This is a genomic window from Gracilimonas qinghaiensis (assembly GCF_046602855.1).
Lineage (GTDB): Bacteria > Bacteroidota > Rhodothermia > Balneolales > Balneolaceae > Gracilimonas.
Genome location: NZ_JBKINJ010000002.1, coordinates 102,693 through 124,865 on the forward strand (window position 1 = coordinate 102,693; position 22,173 = coordinate 124,865).

Genomic DNA, 22,173 nt, shown 5'->3' on the forward strand with positions numbered 1-22,173 from the left:
TTTAGTACTCAAGTCTTCTATTGAGTCCATTAAATACGTCTTTATGAGAATAGATAAATATACTAGTATCAGGTAGAATATTCTTTAATCTCTTGTACTCTTCTTCAATATTCTTGTTTTCATAATAGTAGGTGTAATGTATAGTTTCAAAATTACTTTTTATGACATCAATAATATGTTCATCATACTCATGTAAACTATATCCATAAATAAATAAATCAGAACTTGAGTCTTCTCTCAAACTTTCCAGTACAAAACTCAAATAAGGTGATTGACTTATTTTGTCTAATTTATATTCACTTCCTCCCTCTGATATAATATGTGGAAATTCTTTTGACTTAAATTTTCTTTGTAGGATTTTTTTTAGATAATCTTTTTTACTTCTACTTTTTACTTTATAAACCTGTTCTCCTGATTGATATATATGTAAACATCCGTGTAAATATAAGAGGGTTTTTCTCCCATCAACAATATGATTCCTATCGAAGTAAAGTTTTCCATCATAACTTTTATTAAACCCATCAGAATATTTTTCAAATCCAATAAGAGAAATCAGGTAGTAGACAGATAAATCGTAATTTGTAGTATATATACTTCCAAACATATCTAACTCATCTCTAACTCCTGTCTTATAATCCAAATGGGAAAGAGGTACTGAATAATCAAGAATAACATTACAGAACAACTCTTTTAGTTCATATTCGATTTCTATCAACTCTTTATTATCAAAACCCAATACTTTATTCAGACCCTTTTCACTATTTAATCCATGAAGTATTTCTTCAATGTTTTCTGTCTCAATCTCTTGAATATATTTTTCCAATTTAGAACTTGATTTCTTACTGATTTCACTCAATATAGTTCTGTAGTCAAACCTTTCATTTACTCCGATACTGAAACCATTACCTAAAAGTATTGGTGTTCCCTTTAGTCTTTTAGAATCATATTCTACAAATTCATTTCTCATCATATCTGGTTCTCTTTATTTGAGACTCCGTTCATCTTACCTGAATTCTTATCATGAATCTCAATTGATTCATCTTCAGATATCTCTTTTAATTCATTATATTTTAATGACATATTGGGTTATTTTGAATTAAAGTTGAATTCAGTATAACCCCATCAAACCCCGATTATCAATACCGATATTTTTTGATAATTTTCTGTAAAATTTTTGAGACGATTTAATACCACATATGAGTTGTGTAAATTACATTACCATCTTCATCAAACTCTTCTAATTTATATTTTTCACTGTCATAAGTTCTTTGTTTCCATAATGTTCCGTCAGGTTTATACTCAGTCCAAACATTAAAAAAATCTCCCTTCTTGAACTGTCCCTCTAACTTAACATTACCGTTCTCATAGTATCTTTTATAAAAACCATCATAAATATCATCAGTCAGATTAATTTCTATTTTAATATCACCGTTTGGGTAGAAGATACTCCATAAACCATTTTTACTACCATCATTAAAACTTCCTTTTAATTGAGGTGTTTCAGATAATGGAAAGTATTTTATTAATTCTCCGTCTTTAACCCCGTTCTTGTATTCTAATTCTAAACTTTTTTTACCAACAGATTTTACTACCCACCTACCATCTCTTTCTCCATTTTTATAAAAACCTGACACAGAACTTATATCATCTTCAAAAAGAAAAAAATTTCCATCTTCGAATAAGTTATGACTACTAAGTTTCTTGAAACTAACACTATAAAAAGTCCCAACACTTGTTGAGATTAAATCAAATAATTCACTTCCCTCACCCTCACTATTATACAGACTAATATCAACAACAAATCTTCCATTAAACGAACCCTCCCTAAAATCAACAGTTAATATCGTGTCTTGACTTGAAGTTAGTTCCACATATCTACTATCGTATAATCCATCAGAGAATCTTACATCAACATTCACAACACCGTTTTGATGGTACTTTTTGTAAGTCCCATCCCTTGTTCCTCCCTTGTACATTATCTCCGACTCAATACTACCGTCTCTATAAAAAGATTTCCAAACTCCTTCTTCCATACCATCAAGATAACTACCAACACTAAGTATTTGTCCATTATCATAATATGTTTTCCACTCACCTATCTTGAAACCATCCTCAAATTCCCCTTCCTTTTTTAATTGTGTATTCAAGTGAAACTCCTGGTAAAGACCATCTCTGAACCCATTTTCATACTCAACTTTTAAAGTCAAAACATTATTTGTGGAGTCTACTTCTGTTCCAGTAAAAGGAGTATTACTGTTTACTTGATAAGTAGTATCATTTCTTTCAACAAGTCTGTCAGACTTAACTACAAAATCTGAATCAGATGTATTGAAACATGAGTTTAGAATCAGACTGAAACAAATAACCGAAGTGAGGAATAAGAATTTTCTATAATACATCAGTATCAACTTAGTAAATGAATAATGACAATAACTTAGTTATGTTTGTTTAAAATAAAACATTGAACCATCTATTATGAAGAATAAGACTGACAATATTGAACCTTTTAAACATATTGTTGAGATTTTTGAAAAATTTGAAATTGATTTATCTAATTACCTCAGTCTTGTTGAAAAAGAAGATTGGACATTTATTATACAACTACATTCTTATTTAGAAGAATTTTGTAGAATCTCAATAGTTAACCTATTAAACAAATCGACCCGTATTATACTAACTGAAGAGTATACCGAGTTAGATTTTTCAAAATTTGTTAATACTTTAAGTATGGGAGACAAAAACATTGGGTACATATCTTTCCTTACAGATACTAATCTTCTACCATCAAGTTTTAAAAGGTTTCTAAAGGAATTAACTCAATTACGAAACAAGTTTGTTCACGACCATAACTATCTGAACTTTTCAATTAAAGATTATTATCAGGAATTAGATTCTAATCAAAAAAAGAATTTCCACTACTTGATTCAAATACAGAAAGTTGACCCTAAGTCAACTTTACTTGGAGATTCAAAAATCTATAAAGACAAAATTTTAAGTACCTCTTTTCAATTAATTTCAGAATTGAGTCATTTCATCGGATATGTAGATGATAGTTCAGATTTTATAAATGAGTCAATGTTTAAATTCGTAAATACAAATCATCCTGATGATAAAATCTAATCTTACTCTTTTAGACTATACTCCAATCAGTAAAATAGTCACCCCTCTCAGTTGTGTTTAAACTGGTGTTTTATTACTATAATAGGGTTAAAATTAGCCCACCCTTAAATAGTAAATAATATGAAAGTATTTTATTCAAGAGTTTCGACTCAGGAACAAAACGAGTCAAGACAGTTAAAAAACCTTGATTCCTTTGACTATGTATTCACGGATAAGTGTAGTGGTTCCATCCCTCTTTGGGAAAGACCTAAAGGGTCACAGATAAAAGAACTGATAGACCAAGAAAAACTATCACAATTAGAAGTACACTCTATCGACCGTCTGGGGAGGGACACAATTTCAGTTCTTAACGTTTGGAAAGAATTGACTGAAATGGGTATTCGGGTAGTATGTAGAAATCCTAACTTTCAGAACCTGAATGACCAGGGTGAAACTGACATGTTCTCTGAACTGATGATTTCAATCCTCTCCACCATGTCAGACTTTGAAAGAAAGATGATTAGAGAAAGACAACGAGAAGGAATTGAAAGACGGAAGTTAGAAGGTGGTTACAGGGGACGGAAAGTAGGTACAACAGAGAGTAGAGAGAGGTTTTTAAATAAACCTAAGACCAAAATGATTATCAAGGACTTGGATAACGGTTATACAACTCAGGAAATTTCTAAAAGATGTAGATGTAGTTATTCTACAATTGATAAGGTCAGGAAAACATTAAATGAAGAGTACTTTACAGAAGTGAATTAATTCTCACCTTTCTTTCAATACATAATCAGTCAGTACTGACGTATTAGAACGGTCTTGATTTCGAATACTTCAACCAAGTTTATTCATGATTAAAATTAAATCACCATTCAAATTTAATACTCTGAAGTACTTTCCCATCTCTTTTAAGATCTATACCCTCTCTTCTATAGTAAAGTTTACCCCCGAGAATTAAATCTTCATTAAATACAGATTTATTTATAGTATCTACCACTTCATTAGTTAAATGTAGATAATATTGAAAACCCCGAAATACAAAAAGACCACCTACAATGTTACCTCCTACTACTCGAGGTTGAAAAACGACAAAATTTTTAGTTTGTATATTGTGATTTGACTCGACCATATATATACCCATTGGATAGGTGAAAAATCCTTCGTACAAATAATCAATTAGTGTTTCTGATGGTTTACCATTAGTATCAGAATCAATACCGATTGGATATTCTTTCTGTGTACAAATGTTAATCAACAACTTCAACAACAGTTTTTCTAATAGATTCCCATCAAGTTTATATTCCTTATACGGGATTCTCTTTTTTTCAACTGTTCTAATTGATTTAGTTCTCTTATTGAATTTATCAATCGTTTCAACATAATCTTTACCAAAATTATCTAATGGTGAAAGACTTGAATTGTGGTGTTCACAGAGATTATTATTTACAAGACTTTTTCGTCCAACTGATTTTTCTTCTTTACACCAAAAGAACCCTTTTACAGTAATTTTTCCTGATGGTATAATTACATTTGGAATAACATGTTCTCCTGATATTTGTTTAACACAGTCACCTCTCGAAGAGAATAAACATTTTGGATTATTCATATAACACCAACCTTTTCATTTAACAATATCTGAATAGTATCCAAACTAATCTAAATTGGAGTCCATAAAACTAGTATATATATACCATTGTCTAAAATATCAGAATGTTTTCTATAAATTATGATGATCTATATTTTAATTTTTGTTAGAAACATTATGAAGAAATCGATTTTTAGTCATGAATTCGAATAACCCAATTTCCAATTGTGTTTACTTTGATATGAAATGTCCCCGTCTTATAAATATTATTTGTCCCTCTGTTTTCATCAGAATTTATGATTACCTCAACAAGGTCCCCGTTCTTATCAATCAAATAACCAGAGATTAATTGTCCATCATTTGTCCACGATATTCTCCAAGGACTTTTAACTGTAAATCTCTCCGTATTATTGATACCCGAACCACTAAAATAATAGTTGGACTCTTCACGACTTTGACTATAATTATCTAAGTTATTTTTCGAGTCCTCTACTATAAAGTCATCTGTAAATTTTGAATCTGTGAATACCTTATTAAAAGTATCGTAATATGTAACTGAATCTACCTCGATATAGGAACCATTTTCAAACCTATCCAAATAGTATTCTTGGTTCTTACTTTTGTTTAATCCAACTAGAACAAACCTAATTGGACCCTCATTCGAAATATATATTGGTAGGAAACTTGTACACTCTTTGTATTTTGTGAACTCATCAACTTGATTATATACAGTTTTAGTCAATCTGGAATAAATTGATTTCCTGGTCAAATAAAAATATTCTTCTTTAGATTCATCCAGTATACAGACCATATTAATTTTTTCAGGATAGAACAGTTTGTCGGTAGATTCTTCTGATAAAAGTAAACTAGTAGTTTCAACATAACTGTCATTATGTTCTTCGTAGGATATTGAATAGTATATCTCATCTTTGATTCTAATTTTACTCAAAAATAAACCCCCATCTGTTTCTTTAAGATAACTCACATATCCTTCTTTACCTTTCCATTTCTTATTACCATCTAAATAATCCCAAAGAGTAAACTCAGTCAATTTCTTTTGACCAACTATTGTTGGTTCGTGGTACACTTTTTCTACTTCTGTTGTATCAATATTACTAGTGTTTATACCATTTTTTCTTTCTTGAGAAAAAGATCCTTGGATTACCAAAAGTGTAAAAACAATAATTAGATGTATTCGTAATAACATATAATTCATACAAATGTAGATTAATTAAAGACAGGGAATTTTTATAATCATTAGTCTATGGTATCTAAAAAAGATTGAATGGTCTTCGGTTTTCTAATATGATTAAAATATCTCTGAACCGTATTCTCAAATTTCATTACAGACCAGAGAAATGAGAACAGAATTTTTTTATAAAGTATAATATCATCACCATCGAAATTTGTATCTGGATGAAATAATTTGAGATGTTTCCTAAGATTATTAAAATGACCTCTTAGTTTATCATCGTATTTTATATCTCTAACAATTTTACGATATCCATTCTTGTTAGTACTTGAATGAGATATTCTATTTCTAATTTTATTTAAATCCTTTCCACACTCCCAAATTTCAGTTGGAATAGTCTTTGAATTAATACATAACTCCAACATTATAGACAATGAGAGATTTTCATTCAATCCGGGAAGTATAACTTTCAAGAATTCATACACTACTATTTCAACAAAAATATTTTCCTTCAAGACTACGAATCTTAAATCTTCTCTTTTATCACTTTCTAGTTGTATCAAATCATGAATAAAGTGTTCAAATATATGTAACAACATGTCATTTTCACTCTGACTATCCATCACACTATTAAATATTACATTGTCTCTGGACTGAAATGTCGTTATCGGTTTATCCTTGTAAAACATATTTACTTATTATGAATCTATTTTTAGTCTTCTTTCTTTCAGAATATAAAATTACATGAGAAAAGTTTATCCATTTTTATAAATAATGTGATGAACTGTATTATTTCACCTTTGTTTTAAATATCCACTCATTTATTGTGTTTAAGTAAGGTTTAAAAGTGAGGGGGTTCCCCTCAAATCTTGTTAGATAATCCAACACCAACCAGATAGATTTTGTGAGTTGGGGAGATTACTTTTGTTTTGATTAATCCAGTACTCGGAAGACGTTTATAAACCCATTCTTATCAGACACAGATTTTACCACATCACTTATTACTGTAATGGGACCGACTCGTTTTCCTTCACTTGAATCCAACAACCATGAGGTCAAAACTTTTTCAGGTTTCGTAAGTGGGATTTCATCTCCACTCCAATCCATCTCACAATCGTCTCTGATATCTAATCCGTAAATCAAACTTTTGTAACTCTCTACATCCCAAAGTTGGATAAGTACATTCGATGTTCTTTTCTTTGGTTTTTTTGAAGAAACCACTTTAACAGTGTGTGGGTCATCGAAAATTGAAAGTCGGATTCTTTTATTACAAGACATTGAATCATAGGTCGTATCGAGAATTGGTTCCGTCACCAATTTCAGGTCAATATTGGAAGGTGTCATTGTTTTGAATGTCTGTTCCCATTCATGTTTAACCATTTCTTCAACCCGATTAAAATATTCTTTGATTTCGTCTTTACCTGTTATCATCATTGGTTTTGTATTCACTGTTAGTTACTTGTTTTATTGGTTAATTAATATTAGTTCTTGAAATATTGAGTCATCATTTGAGAGATCGAATCATCCATTCCATTGAAGTAGGTATTCAATTTTGTTTTGACAACTGGTAGTGATTGAACATCTTTTTTCAACGATTTTGGTAGTTCATACTCCCAAAACATGAATCTTAAACTTTTGAATCTTCTTCGGAAAATCCCCTTGTCTTCATAGTAGAAGTCGTTTTTACCAACACGGGTGATAATGACATCATATATCATGTTGTTATTTTTAAATTTCACAAAGAGTTGATTACCCTCTTTGTTCTTTTTAAGTACTTTTGGAGTACTGAATTTTATGGTTGTTATCATTGTCTTTGTTTTCATTATTTGTTCTTTTTTGAATTAGTAATTGAGTTAAATTTTGAGTGACTAATCATCCGAGTCACAACATTTTTATGATAAACTTTCAATTGTGGTGGGTTTATCTATTTTCTATGAAAAACCCACCAGAATCACATTAATCGGTAATTACAAGAAAGATCACCGATTCATTATTCTTAGTTAGTTGTTTCAGTTTCTTCTCGAAATCACGTTCCATTTTTCGTCGTTGTTGTCGTGTTATTATTTGTTTCATATTGAATACTCCATTTAGTGTTTATTGATTTGTTATTTGAAGTGACAAACCATCCCAGTCACAACACTTATATGATAAACCATCAATTATGGTAGGTTGGAACCTTTTGAAGTAATGACCTACAACCCCTCCACTCAAAAAGTTTGATTTCCTAACACTTAGGTTGTTTACCCATTTAGTAGTGTGGTACACATCAATTTTTCTATTCATGGTTATTTCTCAAAGTTGATAACAAGTGATTAGTGACTTATTTACAGAAACGATGACCATATTCAGTCGTTCTGAAATGATGAGTTCTGTATCAGAGGATCTGTACTTCTTTTTCAGAAATGGATAATGATCTAAGAATTCAGAAGTGTTATTCACTATTTCGAACTCCTTTAAATCCATCAGTAAAGTTTCAATTGAATACCCGAATCGTTCTTTAAGTCGTTTAACAAAGTGATCTTTTATCATTTTTCTCTTATTAGGGTTAATTGTCATCATCAACACCCATAAAGTATTCTATCAAATATGGTGGGTCGGAACTGTTTCGATTGGTGACCAACAAACTCAGAGAATAATCCTTATAGGGTCAGAAAGTCATTGTACTCTAAATGAAAGGTTTCAAATGTGGTGGGTCGATTAGTTGGAAAGGATGAGACTACTAATCAAATTCAGTGATTTATGAAGTGAACTATTGATTTGAAAATGATTGTCTGATGGGTTACACTTCTCAAAACAAAAAATCATTAGTCACAGACGAAAAAATGGGGAAAAAGAAAAAGGATTATATCAGTCGAGATGAGGAACTGTTTTTTGATTTCTTACCTGAAAAGGTTTATCGATCTTTATCAAAAGATGAATATCGAAACTACATGGAATACCGGAGATACCATCGAACTGTTTATAGATGTAAACAGAGGATAAAGGAATATGAAGACGAGATTAAAAAACTGGAAAAAAAGATTGAAAAAGAGAAGGAGAGATTAAAAGGAAATCAACAAGAGGATGGTTTCGAACTCAAAATGAAAAAGTATTATGAACAAATTTCACATGTAGATAAGAAATTTCAATTTAAACTAAGTTGGGACATAAGAGATAGGAGTTCAAAGACTCAAAAAATTAAATCTGGTCAACAACATCGACCAAGTTTTGAACGATTATCTTACACCTACGACGGGAAACCAATTGAAAAGAATATTAAATGGTATCTGAAGGTCAAAAGTGTAATCGATACATTCCGAAAAACCTTTTATTTACAGGATGAGGAATCATGTAGACAATTTTTAAGTGAAGTTTATAAGGAAGACTGGAGTGATGACCCTATTGATTTTGTAAAAGATGAAATGAAAGTCCTTATTACTCAATACACTCGTTATAAGGTCTGTGATTCAAATTGGGAAACGTTTAAATCTGAAACCCATAACTTAGATTCAATTCGAGATTGGATGTCCTTTTGTGAGGAAAACGGGATTGACCGATACGAATGGGGAAGAGACTAAATAATATTCTATCCCAAATCTGACCTCAAACTATCTTTCTTTTTCAAGAATTTAGGAAGTTCTATCTTTTTCTTTTTATCTGAATTTGAATCATCCTCTCTGTCATTCATTTCCTCCGGAATGGGGTTCTCCTTAAACCACTGTTCTTCAAACTCAGGAAACCTCATTCCATGTTGGTCAAAGAATTGATTCCACTCGTCAATAAGTTCAATGTCAGATAATGAGGAGTCCAATACTTTAACAACTGTTAAGGACATATAATCCTCACTAACTTTGAGTAACTGTTCCCTTTCTCGTTTCTTCAATTTCCCATTTGATTGGATATAGAAGTTCAATCCCTTCACTTTTCCTCTTTTACTTCCCTTCATATATTTCCGTTTGGATTTTTCTTTCTTTAACGGATTTGAGTTTGAAATATGAATGTGGTGATCGGGATTCTTCAATCTTTTTCTGACCAACTTCAACATCTTCATCCTATCCTCTACCTCAGAAAACAATCTCATTATTTCATCGGAAACTCGTAATTCATTTAATTCCTGATACGGAATAGAATAGAACTTGGAAATATCTTTAAGAAGTTTCTCAGTAGGTACTCGATCTCCTTTCTCTACTTTACTTAAATAGTCAATGGACACCCCACACTTTTCAGACACTTCTTTAAGTGTTTTTCCCCAATTATTTCTGATTTCCCGTAGGTGTTTTCCTATATGTTTCATAAATAAGGATATGAAATATATTCTACAAAATTAGTAGAATACTTTGGAAACATTTGTTGACAGTATTAATTATCGTTTCATTTCTAATATTAAAATCTTATAATATTCCTGTAAATAAAAAAATATAAAAGAGTTACCATCAAGAAATCTCCTTATTTAACTAAAATGTGAGGGATAATGTTTTATGGGGATTATCAAACAATGTTAGAAAACTAAATCTGATTGATGATTTAAGAAGTAGAAGAAATAACCAGTGGAGGAAAAAATATTCTAATACTCAAATAGATTTTCCGATACTTAGAATTCTATAGATAAATAGTTTCGGGATGTTTAAAATAGACCTAAGTCAAATTGAAAATATCTCAGACAATAATAAAAACACATTAAATAATAATTCGTTATGAAAACAATTCTTTCCACCACAATTGTATTTTTGTTGATCTCAGTTTTAACATCCTGTAACCAAAAAGAACAAACAAACTATTATTATTCTGAAGATATGAACAAGAATGGTGAAGTTTTTACTCTTTATGGAGAACCAATAAATGGAACCGTCGTATTTGAAGATGAGAGGTATGTACTATCCTCTGGAGACAATGAAGTGGTTGGTTTCACGATGGAGTTTGAGAAGGGAGAAATTGTTTCAATCACTGACTTTTATGAGGATAGTGATATTGACTCCATAACTGTAGAGGGAAGAAAAGTCGGTAAATATCGAAACCCAGAATTTACTATAAACTTTAATAACTCAGAATATAATCAATACTACAAATCGGGGGAACTTAAACAAGAAGGTAAAATAAATATTGAATTATACACCACTCGTGGTGTAATTGAGGATGTTGGTGAAGTTAAAGGATATACGAAAAGTGGGGAAACTGATTATATTTTCAATGTCTCTGATGAAAATGTTAAATACGAATATTTCATAGAAGACTCTCTTATCAGTTACCACAAAGAGGTCATGTATAATGTAGGTTTAGAGTTTTCTACAAGATTGGAGGCCTATTTGATCAAACCAGAATTTTTGAGAAACGATTTTGATTTCGGAACTATCTATCGTAATGAACGGTACGTTGATGAATACACACTTTCAAGACCTACAGGGGTCATCAAATTATCAGGTAGTCCAAATCCCAATGACAATGACCCATTGATATTAACAGGTTATCCAACCATGGAGTATAACACCCAAAACATGGATGACATTGAAAAAAGATTAAATCAAAGTATTACCACTCTTAAATTGACAATAAAACCAAATGATATAATCTGGGAAGAGTAGAAGATTTAATTAGTTATAATACTCTCTCCGTTGAGTAAAATTCAACATAACTTACAAAATGAAGTTTATATTCTACACTTTTATAATTCCTTTGATATGTACTTCTAGTTGTTCTTTATTATCTGATAACTCTGATGAAAACTATATTGACTACGGTGAAAATATAAGTATTGTTTTCGATGAGATGTAAGGGGTCTGTTCAAACCAAGTAAATACGGAAGAAATAACTTCAAATATAATCATACGATTACTGTATTAGATATCTCATTATTCAAAATCATTCAAATATGAATAAACAAACAATTATACTTACATCAATAGTTTTATTTACAATTTTTTCTTGTACAAAAAAACAAGAACCAGAACTAGAACCAGCGAGATTACAACTACATACAAATGGTGTAACAATAACTTGTTCAGAATCCAGTATAGGTAGTAAGGGAATGTTGGATGGAGTTGAATATGAAGTTGTAGATAGAGAACTACTTGATAAAAGGATTCAACAGGATTCTGATTTAACTAAGTTATGTGTGTCATTAGTTACAGACATGAATAATTTATTTAAAAATAAAATAAGATTTCAACAATTAATAGGAAATTGGGATGTCAGTAATGTGACTACTATGAATGGAATGTTCCAGGGGAGTTCTTTCAATAGACCAATTAATAACTGGGACGTGAGTAATGTTACAGACATGGGTAGTATATTCAGAAAAAGTATGTTCAACCAACCCCTTGGAAATTGGGACGTCAGTAATGTTACTAATATGAGTTGGATGTTTTATTTCAGTAGATTCAATCAACCTATTGAAGATTGGGATGTTAGTAATGTAACTACTATGAATCAGATGTTTTCCGATAGTGAATTCAATCATCCCATTAACAACTGGAATGTCAGTAAAGTAATTGATATGTCGGGTATGTTATATGACAATAATGTATTCAACCAACCTATTGGAGATTGGGATGTTAGTAGTGTTATTGATATGAGTCAAATGTTTGAACGTTCTTCATATAATATGAACATTGAGGACTGGGATGTCGGTAACGTGACAAATATGAATCAGATGTTTTCCGATAGTGAATTTAATCAACCTATTGGGGACTGGGATGTCAGTAATGTGACCACTATGAATCAAATGTTTTCCGATAGTGAATTTAATCAACCTATTGGGGACTGGGATGTCAGTAATGTGACCACTATGAAAGAGATGTTTTCTTATAGTGAATTCAACCAACCTATTGGAGATTGGGATGTTAGTAGTGTTATTGATATGAGTCAAATGTTTGAACGTTCTTCATATAATATGAACATTGGGGACTGGGATGTCAGTAATGTGACTACTATGAATCAGATGTTTTACGATAGTGAATTTAATCAACCCATCGGGGACTGGAATGTTAGTAGTGTTACTGATATGAGTCAGATGTTTTACGATAATAAGATATTTAATCAACCTATCGGTGATTGGAATGTTAGTAACGTTACTGATATGAGGGAAATGTTCAATAATAGTAAACCTATTATGGACATTAACATTGAATTCAACCAACCTATTGGGGATTGGGATGTTAGTAGTGTTACTGATATGAGTAAAATGTTTAGAAATAGTAAATTCAATCAACCTATTGGGGATTGGGATGTCAGTAATGTGAATAATATGGAAAGTATGTTTCTTTACACTGAATTCAATCAACCTATTGGAAATTGGGATGTCAGTAATGTGAATAATATGGATAAGATGTTTTCCAATAGTGAATTTAATCAACCCATTGGTAATTGGAATGTCGGTAATGTGACCACTATGAATCAGATGTTTTCCGATAGTGAATTTAATCAACCCATTGGTAATTGGAATGTCGGTAATGTGACCACTATGAATCAGATGTTTTCCGATAGTGAATTTAATCAACCCATTGGTAATTGGAATGTCGGTAATGTGACCACTATGAATCAGATGTTTTCCGATAGTGAATTTAATCAACCTATTGGGGACTGGGATGTCAGTAATGTGACTACTATGAAAGAGATGTTTTCTTATAGTGAATTTAATCAACCTATTGGAGATTGGGATGTCAGTAATGTGACCACTATGAAAGAGATGTTTTACGGTAATAAGGTATTCAATCAACCTATTGGGGATTGGGATGTCAGTAATGTGACTGATATGGAGAGAATGTTTAGAGAATCTATTTTCGACCAAGATATATCGGATTGGTGTACAACAGGTTTACATAGACAACCCAATACCTTTTCAAATAATCCAAGGGGAGGTGGAGTTACTTTAAAGGGGTACGTTCCATTAAGAAATGAATTTAAACCAACGTGGTTTACTTGTCCATCATAAAATTAAATTCTTAATCTTCTGTACAGTTGAAGTAGAAAACTAAACACTTTAGAAATATCCCCGATAGTAAGACTTTACCCCAAGTAGTCTTTTATCTTCTTGGAGGTAGGTTTTTCCATGAATTTTTTATCGGATTATGTAGAACCCTTGGTTCTCCCCAACTTTCCCACATTCTTGACTTACATCATTCTTCCATAATGAGTTTTCTCTCGTATTTTTTCAAGTTCTATTTCATAGAAATGTAGAAATCGGATTAAATTACTTATCAGATGTAGTAGAGAGATCATTTTCGTATTTTAAATAGTTGTCTGACACCACAAATCTATTCCAAGAATCACAACTATAATGATCATGAACAGACACAACCAATTAGTCCCGTATTCAACTCACCACCCTAACGGTTCTCTCCAAACGATGGGAAGTTTGTTAAAGGGTAAAAGACACGGAATTTGGAACCACTTTTATCCTAACGGATATTTTCAAAAACACGAACACTACAAGATGGGTAAATTAGATGGAACGGTTAGAAAGTATGATTTGGAATTTCGTGTTGTTTCTTCTGTTAAATACATAGATGGAGACCGAGTATAGGGTATTATTTCGGTTCCTGACTTTCATATTTCAACCCAGATTGACGATCACAGTCCTCTTGAGTAACTAACCACCTCTGACTTATTCAATCTCTTACATTGGAAAACTTATAGACGATATTTGTATCCATTGTCTTCCTTTTCAAACTCAATCCACATTCTTCGTTCTTTCTCCTGTTTTATGATGTCTGACAGATGTTGAAGAATTACTTTTCTGAGTGAGAATAAATTGTCAATCTCACGGATGTTTATTTTTTCAATATCATTGAGTTTTTTCTCTATGTGGGAATCAATTTTCCCCAACCATTTTTGAAGTTGTTCCTTTTCTTTATTCATTGTGATGAGTGAGTTTGGTAGAATCAAAGTTGAGTGAAAAATGGACTTTGATATCTGAATGTGTCCGATCCAGAGTTTAGGTTTTCAAAAGTTGTTAGTTACACGAAACCTAAACCCCTTTTATAAATTCTCTCAGTGTAATTATTCTCTATTTTGACCCTTTAGTCTGTGAATATTTCTTTTATGAGTATTCTTCTACGGTTTCATTGTTAAACACCTTATTCAGGTATTGTTTTATATCACTGGTTTTGAAGTAATTTTTATTTCTGAATTTAGTTGGGTTCAACCGTCCTTTTCTTACCCATCTATAGAGAGTATTCTCTGATATGTTGAGGGTTTTCATCAACTCTTTTACCGTCAGGTATTCCCTTTCTTCCAGTAATTCATTTTCAATTATTTCATTCATGATCTTCTTTATTTATTAGTTGTTTGATATGTGACACTCTTTGGTCTTTTGTTGAAAGACGATTCAGGTAACCCCGTTGAGGTTCAATCAGGTCATATTTCTCAAGAAACCTCTTTACAAATTCTTCGGGGTTTCTGTTACAGTAATCAATTACCTCTTGTCTGTTGTTTAACTCACTGTTTTTCATATATTTGATTTAATTATTTAAGGTATTTACTGGTCATTCTTTTCCTTTATAAAGAGATCGTAATCAATATCCTTATTTATAAACTTGGTGAGGTAAATACCTACTGATTGATTATCTAAGACCGGTTCGGTGTGAATGTTGTCTTTCACCCCAAGAGTCTTCCTTAAAAAGGTTTCTGTTTCAGGTTGGTAGTATGTATAAGTATGTGGGTGTGAAAATTATCGAAAACTCTTTGAAGAACTCCTCAAATCCACAAAGACAATAACACGAGTGATAAGTTCAGTAGAGGTACAACGACCTGATGAATCTCCGTTTCTGAAAAGAGTAAAACATGAAATAAAGAGGGTATTTCGTGGAGTATATCGGTCATTCAGGAAGACTCGAATATGGATTGATACCATTCATTCTTTACCGAAGAAAATGGTTCAGAACTAACTAATTCAAACTTTTTTCAACTTTTTTATTCGTTTTCTCTCTCAAGTACATACTTATAGATGTATCGGTGATACTAAACTTCATATCCCTCGAAAAACTGATGTGGGAATGTTGGAACAGGTAAAGAGATGTAATGACCTACATCAAGTGAGATTGAATAAACTTTAGTACTCGTTTTTTCTTTTTCTGTCTTTCTTCTGGGGACTTGTTTCCATCTTTTTCGTTTTTTCAACAGATACAAACTCAACTACTGTACTGTGTATCTATATATGAATACTTCAAAAGACCTTAATTTATTTGATACAGTAAAGATTATTTATCCTTTTCCATTTTAAGATTATACACTTCACTTATTCGGTTCTTAATTGAAAGTTTTTCACTGTTTGAAATACTTATCTCATTACTTGTATGGATATAATAATTTTCCATGGTTTGAACGGAATTTCTTGTTATCTGAGACAAATCAAATGGTGAGACACCTTTAGTATGTAGATTAAAGTTTATCATCATGTCTCTCAGGTCATGTGTTCTTTCTACATCTGTATGTTTCAACTCAAGTTCATCCAACACATATTTGTCAAAGTTCTTTCTTAAAGTTCCCATATCAAAAGGAAATAACCTGTCTTCATCAGAATACAAATACATAATTACATCTATAATATTTGTTTTATAGGTAGGTTTTTTGTGGTGTTCTTTAAGGAATATTTTCTCCTGTTTTAGTTGGTCTGATTTAGTCCAAGAAAACACATTATAGTCCACACCTACTCTCCCAAATTTTCTCTTCCAATAAATAACAAAGGTATATATGTGTTTATTCGGTGAAATGTATGAATACCCACTTTTCTTTTTCCCATGTATCCTCTCCATACTCTTTTTATTTGAGTAACAATAAACTAATTCACCTATTCTAAACCCATAAAGTATTTGAAGAAGTGAAGTAAAATAAACAGAGGTATATTTTTCAGGTCTAACTTCTGGGTTCTTGATATATTCCAACCAAACATTTCGAACTTTTTCAGATAGTTTTTCTACCCATTCTATGTAATTCTCTACAGTGTAGAAATCAGGGATTGACTTTTCTTTTCGTCTAACAGAAAATAGGTTCTTTCTAAAGTTTGGTGAAATGGGATGATATTTTATCACTCTATTCCCTCTACTTGGTTCTACTAATTCATCCAAAAACTGTTGAATATGTATAAGAATAACCCTTATAGAATTATCAGATAACCCCTTTTCACCATTACTTTTTTCGTAATCGTAGATGAGATAACTAACAAAGTCTTCAAAATAATTTCTAAAACTTTCCCTTTGAACTCCTCTTAATGAAATGGGTTTTTCAACCACATAGTCTCGGAGTTTTCTTACATGTGAAATGATATCCTGAGTTGTTTTTTTAGTCCGTTCTGTACCCCGTACATTCTCCTCACCTTCCTTTTCTAATCTTTCAATGTAATCATCAATAACATTGAGAAAAGTCTGGTTCCTTTTTGTTTTTGAGATTCCTTTGAGTTTATCCTTTAAGATCTTAACACTATTCTGAAACGAATTCTCCTCATCTCCTTTATCATTAACAGAACATAAATGAATCAGTCTGTTTGTACCCTTTGATTTGTTATAATACCAGTAGTGATATACTTTTCCACCCTGTGTGTTTTTTTGAATAGTGAAGGAACCATTTGGAATTGTACCGTCACTTTGAAGGTACTTTACAATGTCCTTAGAGTAACCGAAGTCTTTCTTTTTCATAATCTCAGATTTTCATTGATATAGTATAACAAAAATCCGTAATATGATTATGAAACGATTATGAAATTTATACTTAAGTTTAATAGATATTGTTTTTATTAAACTTATACATGACCCTGTAGTTCAATTGGATAGAATAGGGACCTCCTAAGTCCTAGATCTGGGTTCGATTCCCGGCGGGGTCACTTTTACTATTAGACCAACAGCTTTTCTATTTCATCTACTTCCAGTTCCTCAAAGTCATCAATCACTAAGTGACAATTACTTAACTCGTTATGGGTATGGGTGGTGGCAACACCCACTACTTTGGCGCCGGCATTTAGGCCGGATTGTACTCCGGAGATCGAATCCTCAAACACGATGCAGTTTTTCAGATCTGCACTGACAGCTTTTCCTGCTTTCAGGTAAGGCTCCGGGTCGGGTTTGCTTTTTGTAACGTGCGAGGAATTGAGAACCTGGTCAAAACAATCCGTGATATTCAATCCTTCTAAAATATGAACGGCATTATCAGCCGGAGCTGAAGTAGCCACCACCAATTTGATTTCGTATTCTTTTAAGGCATTCAAAAAATCGACAAACCCGGAAACCAGATGCTCTTGAGGATCAAAAGCATCCCTAAACATTTGCTCTTTTTCTTCAGCAAGTTCTACAATTCTATGCTCAGAAATTTCACCGAACACAGCCGGAATCCAATCCTGATTGGTTCGCCCGTATACTTTTTTGTAGTTCCTCGTCTGAAACTTCCAAGCCGTACTTTTGGCAAAATTCGTTTATTATTCTTTTATGGGTGGGATTACTGTGCACAATAACCCCGTCCATGTCAAAGATTGCCGCTTCGATCTTCTGCATTTTAATTGTTGAAATTAGTGAGTGAGCATTTTTAAATAAGGTTCCCAAAATAATATATCGCTTATCCTACAGAGTTAAGCTAACATATCCATTTCAGGAGTGTGCCACACCTTCGCTCTTTTCCAAGATATTAGATCACTCATGTGAAATTTGCAATTTATTCTCCTACTTCAAAACCTAACATCATTCCTGCATCTAAATGTTCACCAATATGACAATGCATCATCCACTTTCCAGGGTTGGACATCTCGATCAGCAGGTCTACGGTAGAACCCACCGGTATGATGGAGGTGTCTTTCCAGACCATGTTGGGATTTTCCACTCCGTCAATATTCAGTACCAGGTGGCGCTGCCCATGAATGTGGAAGGGGTGATTCATGGGGTGAAAGGTGTCCGGGTTGTTGAAGATCCTGAGTTTGATAATATCCCCTTTCTTGAAATCCCAGTAGATATCCATGTTCTTTTTGCCGGTGGCCGGGTCGTGCAGGATCCACTCCACCTGCTTCCCCGTTGAGAGCCAGTTCATCATGGGCATGGTATCATTCCATTCCAGGTGAGGCACATAGGCCGTATCCAGCTCCATGGACTGCATGATCGGGATCGGTAAATTCTGCACCGCAACCGTCAGTTCCAGTTCCTTATCTACCGGCTTATCAAAATAGCTTTCAAATTCAGCAATATCGGTTTTCACATCTTCATTCACCCGCAGGGTATTGAAGGCTTCCGTGTAGGACTCTTCCACTTCATTCTCAGACACTGTCACCATCCCCAAGGTATCCTGATGCGGATAGAATTCTCCCCGAAAATGATTGATGGCCTGTATTGAATTCAGGATCGGATAGGTGCCCGGCTCCTCATACAGAACCTCTACAATGTACCGCTCCGCCACCGCGATCGGGACGTTTTCCGTATAAACCTCTTCTTCAAATTTACTGATGTCGGAGCCAACCACCTTAACCTTGGCCCCTTCAAATACCATGTTGAATGTTCGCGTGTTCGCTACATTGGTGATATAAAAACGCAGCACTTCATTCTTGTCAACGCTTAGTTCGTAATCGGTTTTCCCGTTCACCAGCATCACGTTTCCGAACCGCCCCATCAGGGCGTGGCTCGGGCTCGACTTCCCCCAGGGGATCAGGCCCTGATCGTCGATCAGGATATCATCCAGGATCACCATTTCTTCGCGGTTCACAGGACTGTAATAATCCTCTTCGGGCGGTTCAACCAGCATATTCCCATACAGCCCCAAGTCCTGCTGAATATATTCCAGCACGTGGGGATGATACCAGTATACGCCGGCATCCCTGAAAAACAATTCGTAGGTAAAGGATTCACCGACCTGCACCGGATCCTGCGAAAACATGGTTCCGTCAAAACGATAATCGTGTCGCAACCCATGCCAGTGAACCGTGGTCGGAAGTTCGATCTGATTGTTGAATTCAACCACAACCGTACTGTTCTGAGGAGCTTTCAGCAGTGGCCCCGGGTACTGTCCGTTATAACCGTACATCACATAGTCTGTACCTTCCAGGTTGCGGCGGACAATGGAAGCCTGCAGGGCCACGGTATCCCCGTCGGCCAGTTCCAGTATCTCACGGGGCTTTGCGTAGGGTATATCTTCTTTATCCAGTCCCATGCCTGCAAGAAACGGCTCCACCGGCGGTAATTCATTATGCATTCCGGGTAACATGGGCATCTCCATGTTCATGGGAGGCATTCTCCATACCGTTTTGGAAGAATCCATGTTCATGCCCTGCCCGGCCATATTATGATGTTCGTGCTGGGCTATTGATGGAAGGGAAATTCCTGATGTGATCAGGAGAAACAAAAAGAACTTAGGGTACAGCTTTAACATTAATAATATCCGTATTTAGCGCAGGGTTCCTGGGCAAAGGGTCCGTGGCCGGCCATGGTATGCATGAGCCCGCTTCTGGATAATCCGCGAAAAGCAATAGATCCGGACCACATGGTTGTGTTAGGAGAGGGAGCTTCTTCTTCGTGGGTGATAACCACAATATATTTATTCCAATCGACCGTACCTGAAGTTTCAAGATCCTCATCAAGCGTTCCTATCAACCTGACCTTATCCAGAGACGGCGTGGTCACCCAGGCTACAAATACACCCTCTTTAGGTTTGTTGACTCTATTGATCTGGATATCCAAGCGGTGACGGTAGGATCCGTCTTTAGCAATGGAAATACCAAAAGGGTTGGGTGAAAACTTCATCACCGCTTTACCCTTGGCCTGTCCGGTTCCGGGTATATTCTTGGTGGTCACCAGGTCGATGGCATAGTATTCAGAATCGGTTTCCAAACAGTGAATAGGAGGATCTGATTCGGCCTTTAGTTCCATACTAAAAGCCGAGCAGATCAGAAATATCGATATTATCAGATGTCTTGCTCTTGTCATATCTAAAAATAGTCAGCTTGCGATAAAAAATTTAGTTTGCCTGAGGTCCTTCATCCCAGTTTTGCGCACTGGAGATATTCGGAAGCCCCCAGCCGCGGCCATTCCAACCCTGGAAATCTTCCAGTCGAAAGGCCCAGAATCCGGTTCCCATATCACTTACCACGATCAGGCCGTCTTCATTCCTTACATCCACGCCAAAGGCTCCATTACAAGTACTATCGCCACACATACCTGACTGATGTTTACCCAAAAAGGTGTCATAATAGGCTACCGTCTTTGGCTCATCCGGGCTGAACAGGTCTACCACCAAAAGTCCATCCTCATATCCTGATACAAACAGGTATGGCCATCTTACTTCGTGATTATGCACCAGGTTCTCGTAGTCAAAGTTCCATGAACTGATCGGCTCTCGAATATTTTGTACTTCGCCATCCAGGGCAGGTTTCAGGTCAAAGATACGCAGGGGAGCATGCATGTATTCCGTCTCACCAACAATGTAACGGCCATCCGGGGATGGAGTTACCGTGTGCCCCCAAACTACTCCACTGACTCCGGTTACGGATGCGACCAGATTCACTGAATCCATTTCGGTCACATCAAATACAAAATATCCGCCGGCTCCACCGCCATAAAAACGGTCCTGCTGGCTATCGGGATGGTAACCCACGTAAAAATCATGGTATCCCAGAGAAGCTCCGGCCATGCGGGCAGGTGTATCAGGATTAGGAACGGTTCCTGCAAGGATGTCTTCCTCACCTTCTACAAATTTACCCAGGTCATACACATAGGCATCATCCCCTGAAGTTGTGGCAAACAGCAGAGGGCGTCCGTCCGAATGTTTGTACATGAAAATATTATGGAATCCTCCGGGGTGCTCAGCATTGCGCACATAGCCAACTGTTTTAACCTTACTCACGTCCGGCAATCCGGTTACATCAACTACAACTGCGCCGGCATCGGGATTTGGTCCACCCTGGAAAAACTGCAGCGACTGCACCACATAGTATCGGTCGTTATGCTTAAAATACTTGGGATCCATACCGCCAAGCCCCACATGAAGCTCTTCGTTTGGCATCCTCCAGCGGTAGATCACTTCTGCTTTTTCGGGATCCGAAAGGTCTATGATATCAAATCCTTTTTCTGCCTGCATCCTGCCTACATAGGCATAGGGTCGGCTCATTTCCTGTTCAACCACAATATCTGTAACACTTAAAGGAGCGCCTAAGGGAACATGTGATAGGACCTCTAGGTTATCGCTTCGCTTTGGCAGCTCATCATTTTGCTGAGCCATCGCCGTGAATCCGCCCACGTTTAGAAAAAGAATAATCAGAAAAGTAAATGACTTGTACATATATCCGTTTTTAGCATTAATAAGAAAGCGCTAATTACGAAATACCTGACGAAAATGGAAATAGCTTCACAAATATTATCAT

24 protein-coding genes and 1 tRNA gene are annotated in these 22,173 nt (G+C 34.5%); 7 read left to right on the forward strand and 18 right to left on the reverse strand.

Annotated features, from left to right (window positions below):
• Position 1: 1 nt before the first annotated feature.
• Together ACKGJO_RS10395 and ACKGJO_RS10400 are read right to left on the reverse strand one after the other, a co-directional pair.
• Positions 2 to 970, reverse strand: coding sequence for a DUF4917 family protein (locus ACKGJO_RS10395; RefSeq protein WP_411323373.1), 969 nt, complete (start codon positions 968 to 970; stop codon positions 2 to 4).
• A gap of 214 nt (positions 971 to 1,184) precedes the next feature.
• On the reverse strand, positions 1,185 to 2,147 hold the full coding sequence (locus ACKGJO_RS10400) for a toxin-antitoxin system YwqK family antitoxin (protein WP_411323374.1): 963 nt from the start codon (positions 2,145 to 2,147) through the stop codon (positions 1,185 to 1,187).
• 328 nt (positions 2,148 to 2,475) lie between these two features.
• Between ACKGJO_RS10400 and ACKGJO_RS10405 the strand changes: the two genes are divergently transcribed.
• A complete protein-coding gene (locus ACKGJO_RS10405; protein ID WP_411323375.1) occupies positions 2,476 to 3,120 on the forward strand; it encodes a hypothetical protein in 645 nt (214 codons plus the stop codon).
• 120 nt (positions 3,121 to 3,240) lie between these two features.
• Positions 3,241 to 3,864, forward strand: coding sequence for a recombinase family protein (locus ACKGJO_RS10410; RefSeq protein ID WP_411323376.1), 624 nt, complete (start codon positions 3,241 to 3,243; stop codon positions 3,862 to 3,864).
• Positions 3,865 to 3,964: 100 nt separating this feature from the next.
• Here ACKGJO_RS10410 and ACKGJO_RS10415 read toward each other — a convergent pair whose 3' ends face one another.
• From ACKGJO_RS10415 to ACKGJO_RS10440, 6 genes are all read right to left on the reverse strand, one after another.
• Positions 3,965 to 4,705 (reverse strand): hypothetical protein, encoded by a 741-nt coding sequence (locus tag ACKGJO_RS10415; RefSeq protein ID WP_411323377.1) that lies wholly within the window; start codon positions 4,703 to 4,705, stop codon positions 3,965 to 3,967.
• A 172-nt stretch (positions 4,706 to 4,877) separates the two neighbouring features.
• On the reverse strand, positions 4,878 to 5,852 hold the full coding sequence (locus tag ACKGJO_RS10420; protein ID WP_411323378.1) for a hypothetical protein: 975 nt from the start codon (positions 5,850 to 5,852) through the stop codon (positions 4,878 to 4,880).
• An 89-nt stretch (positions 5,853 to 5,941) separates the two neighbouring features.
• Entirely contained in the window at positions 5,942 to 6,565 is a 624-nt protein-coding gene (locus ACKGJO_RS10425) for a hypothetical protein (RefSeq protein ID WP_411323379.1), read from the reverse strand.
• A gap of 244 nt (positions 6,566 to 6,809) precedes the next feature.
• Entirely contained in the window at positions 6,810 to 7,325 is a 516-nt protein-coding gene (locus ACKGJO_RS10430; RefSeq protein WP_411323380.1) for a hypothetical protein, read from the reverse strand.
• Positions 7,326 to 7,357: 32 nt separating this feature from the next.
• Positions 7,358 to 7,699 (reverse strand): hypothetical protein, encoded by a 342-nt coding sequence (locus ACKGJO_RS10435; protein ID WP_411323381.1) that lies wholly within the window; start codon positions 7,697 to 7,699, stop codon positions 7,358 to 7,360.
• A gap of 469 nt (positions 7,700 to 8,168) precedes the next feature.
• On the reverse strand, positions 8,169 to 8,405 hold the full coding sequence (locus ACKGJO_RS10440) for a hypothetical protein (protein WP_411323382.1): 237 nt from the start codon (positions 8,403 to 8,405) through the stop codon (positions 8,169 to 8,171).
• 245 nt (positions 8,406 to 8,650) lie between these two features.
• Here ACKGJO_RS10440 and ACKGJO_RS10445 point away from each other — a divergent pair, with 245 nt between their 5' ends.
• A complete protein-coding gene (locus tag ACKGJO_RS10445; RefSeq protein WP_411323383.1) occupies positions 8,651 to 9,433 on the forward strand; it encodes a hypothetical protein in 783 nt (260 codons plus the stop codon).
• Positions 9,434 to 9,441: 8 nt separating this feature from the next.
• On the opposite strand, the gene ACKGJO_RS10450 is transcribed toward ACKGJO_RS10445, so the two are convergent.
• Positions 9,442 to 10,149, reverse strand: coding sequence for a helix-turn-helix domain-containing protein (locus ACKGJO_RS10450; RefSeq protein WP_411323384.1), 708 nt, complete (start codon positions 10,147 to 10,149; stop codon positions 9,442 to 9,444).
• A 400-nt stretch (positions 10,150 to 10,549) separates the two neighbouring features.
• On the opposite strand from ACKGJO_RS10450, the gene ACKGJO_RS10455 reads away from it, so the two are divergent.
• From ACKGJO_RS10455 to ACKGJO_RS10465, 3 genes are all read left to right on the forward strand, one after another.
• The gene (locus ACKGJO_RS10455) at positions 10,550 to 11,434 is read left to right on the forward strand and encodes a hypothetical protein (protein ID WP_411323385.1); all 885 of its coding nucleotides are present in this window, start codon (positions 10,550 to 10,552) and stop codon (positions 11,432 to 11,434) included.
• Positions 11,435 to 11,877: 443 nt separating this feature from the next.
• A complete protein-coding gene (locus ACKGJO_RS10460; RefSeq protein ID WP_411323386.1) occupies positions 11,878 to 13,782 on the forward strand; it encodes a BspA family leucine-rich repeat surface protein in 1,905 nt (634 codons plus the stop codon).
• A 351-nt stretch (positions 13,783 to 14,133) separates the two neighbouring features.
• Positions 14,134 to 14,373 carry a toxin-antitoxin system YwqK family antitoxin gene (locus ACKGJO_RS10465; protein WP_411323387.1) on the forward strand — a complete coding sequence of 80 codons (240 nt, stop codon included), beginning with the start codon at positions 14,134 to 14,136 and terminating at the stop codon, positions 14,371 to 14,373.
• 107 nt (positions 14,374 to 14,480) lie between these two features.
• Here the strand turns inward: ACKGJO_RS10465 and ACKGJO_RS10470 are convergent, their stop codons facing one another.
• The 4 genes from ACKGJO_RS10470 to ACKGJO_RS10485 form a co-directional block, all read right to left on the reverse strand.
• A complete protein-coding gene (locus tag ACKGJO_RS10470; protein WP_411323388.1) occupies positions 14,481 to 14,708 on the reverse strand; it encodes a hypothetical protein in 228 nt (75 codons plus the stop codon).
• 181 nt (positions 14,709 to 14,889) lie between these two features.
• On the reverse strand, positions 14,890 to 15,114 hold the full coding sequence (locus tag ACKGJO_RS10475) for a helix-turn-helix domain-containing protein (RefSeq protein WP_411323389.1): 225 nt from the start codon (positions 15,112 to 15,114) through the stop codon (positions 14,890 to 14,892).
• The gene (locus ACKGJO_RS10480; protein ID WP_411323390.1) at positions 15,107 to 15,301 is read right to left on the reverse strand and encodes a hypothetical protein; all 195 of its coding nucleotides are present in this window, start codon (positions 15,299 to 15,301) and stop codon (positions 15,107 to 15,109) included. The genes ACKGJO_RS10475 and ACKGJO_RS10480 overlap by 8 nt, the downstream gene beginning before the upstream one ends.
• 747 nt (positions 15,302 to 16,048) lie before the next feature.
• Positions 16,049 to 17,482 carry a hypothetical protein gene (locus ACKGJO_RS10485; RefSeq protein WP_411323391.1) on the reverse strand — a complete coding sequence of 478 codons (1,434 nt, stop codon included), beginning with the start codon at positions 17,480 to 17,482 and terminating at the stop codon, positions 16,049 to 16,051.
• 112 nt (positions 17,483 to 17,594) lie between these two features.
• Here ACKGJO_RS10485 and ACKGJO_RS10490 point away from each other — a divergent pair.
• A tRNA-Arg gene (locus ACKGJO_RS10490) sits at positions 17,595 to 17,667 on the forward strand.
• Between the two features lie 9 nt (positions 17,668 to 17,676).
• Here the strand turns inward: ACKGJO_RS10490 and ACKGJO_RS10495 are convergent.
• From ACKGJO_RS10495 to ACKGJO_RS10515, 5 genes are all read right to left on the reverse strand, one after another.
• On the reverse strand, positions 17,677 to 18,171 hold the full coding sequence (locus ACKGJO_RS10495; protein WP_411324084.1) for an HAD family hydrolase: 495 nt from the start codon (positions 18,169 to 18,171) through the stop codon (positions 17,677 to 17,679).
• Positions 18,152 to 18,331, reverse strand: coding sequence for an HAD family hydrolase (locus tag ACKGJO_RS10500; RefSeq protein ID WP_411323392.1), 180 nt, complete (start codon positions 18,329 to 18,331; stop codon positions 18,152 to 18,154). Before ACKGJO_RS10500 ends, ACKGJO_RS10495 begins: the two co-directional genes overlap by 20 nt.
• Before the next feature lie 157 nt (positions 18,332 to 18,488).
• Entirely contained in the window at positions 18,489 to 20,186 is a 1,698-nt protein-coding gene (locus tag ACKGJO_RS10505; RefSeq protein WP_411323393.1) for a multicopper oxidase family protein, read from the reverse strand.
• The gene (locus ACKGJO_RS10510; RefSeq protein ID WP_411323394.1) at positions 20,186 to 20,683 is read right to left on the reverse strand and encodes a hypothetical protein; all 498 of its coding nucleotides are present in this window, start codon (positions 20,681 to 20,683) and stop codon (positions 20,186 to 20,188) included. The genes ACKGJO_RS10505 and ACKGJO_RS10510 overlap by 1 nt, the downstream gene beginning before the upstream one ends.
• 88 nt (positions 20,684 to 20,771) lie before the next feature.
• Positions 20,772 to 22,091 (reverse strand): LVIVD repeat-containing protein, encoded by a 1,320-nt coding sequence (locus tag ACKGJO_RS10515; protein WP_411323395.1) that lies wholly within the window; start codon positions 22,089 to 22,091, stop codon positions 20,772 to 20,774.
• Positions 22,092 to 22,173: the final 82 nt, after the last annotated feature.

Coding starts and splice junctions, on each gene's coding strand:
- ACKGJO_RS10395 (WP_411323373.1), bottom strand. CDS start 970: ATGATGAGAAATGAATTTGTAGAATATGATTCTAAAAGACTAAAGGGA.
- ACKGJO_RS10405 (WP_411323375.1), top strand. CDS start 2,476: ATGAAGAATAAGACTGACAATATTGAACCTTTTAAACATATTGTTGAG.
- ACKGJO_RS10410 (WP_411323376.1), top strand. CDS start 3,241: ATGAAAGTATTTTATTCAAGAGTTTCGACTCAGGAACAAAACGAGTCA.
- ACKGJO_RS10415 (WP_411323377.1), bottom strand. CDS start 4,705: ATGAATAATCCAAAATGTTTATTCTCTTCGAGAGGTGACTGTGTTAAA.
- ACKGJO_RS10425 (WP_411323379.1), bottom strand. CDS start 6,565: ATGTTTTACAAGGATAAACCGATAACGACATTTCAGTCCAGAGACAAT.
- ACKGJO_RS10435 (WP_411323381.1), bottom strand. CDS start 7,699: ATGAAAACAAAGACAATGATAACAACCATAAAATTCAGTACTCCAAAA.
- ACKGJO_RS10440 (WP_411323382.1), bottom strand. CDS start 8,405: ATGATAAAAGATCACTTTGTTAAACGACTTAAAGAACGATTCGGGTAT.
- ACKGJO_RS10445 (WP_411323383.1), top strand. CDS start 8,651: ATGGGTTACACTTCTCAAAACAAAAAATCATTAGTCACAGACGAAAAA.
- ACKGJO_RS10450 (WP_411323384.1), bottom strand. CDS start 10,149: ATGAAACATATAGGAAAACACCTACGGGAAATCAGAAATAATTGGGGA.
- ACKGJO_RS10455 (WP_411323385.1), top strand. CDS start 10,550: ATGAAAACAATTCTTTCCACCACAATTGTATTTTTGTTGATCTCAGTT.
- ACKGJO_RS10460 (WP_411323386.1), top strand. CDS start 11,878: ATGTTGGATGGAGTTGAATATGAAGTTGTAGATAGAGAACTACTTGAT.
- ACKGJO_RS10465 (WP_411323387.1), top strand. CDS start 14,134: ATGAACAGACACAACCAATTAGTCCCGTATTCAACTCACCACCCTAAC.
- ACKGJO_RS10470 (WP_411323388.1), bottom strand. CDS start 14,708: ATGAATAAAGAAAAGGAACAACTTCAAAAATGGTTGGGGAAAATTGAT.
- ACKGJO_RS10475 (WP_411323389.1), bottom strand. CDS start 15,114: ATGAATGAAATAATTGAAAATGAATTACTGGAAGAAAGGGAATACCTG.
- ACKGJO_RS10480 (WP_411323390.1), bottom strand. CDS start 15,301: ATGAAAAACAGTGAGTTAAACAACAGACAAGAGGTAATTGATTACTGT.
- ACKGJO_RS10485 (WP_411323391.1), bottom strand. CDS start 17,482: ATGAAAAAGAAAGACTTCGGTTACTCTAAGGACATTGTAAAGTACCTT.
- ACKGJO_RS10500 (WP_411323392.1), bottom strand. CDS start 18,331: ATGCAGAAGATCGAAGCGGCAATCTTTGACATGGACGGGGTTATTGTG.
- ACKGJO_RS10505 (WP_411323393.1), bottom strand. CDS start 20,186: ATGTTAAAGCTGTACCCTAAGTTCTTTTTGTTTCTCCTGATCACATCA.
- ACKGJO_RS10510 (WP_411323394.1), bottom strand. CDS start 20,683: ATGGAACTAAAGGCCGAATCAGATCCTCCTATTCACTGTTTGGAAACC.
- ACKGJO_RS10515 (WP_411323395.1), bottom strand. CDS start 22,091: ATGTACAAGTCATTTACTTTTCTGATTATTCTTTTTCTAAACGTGGGC.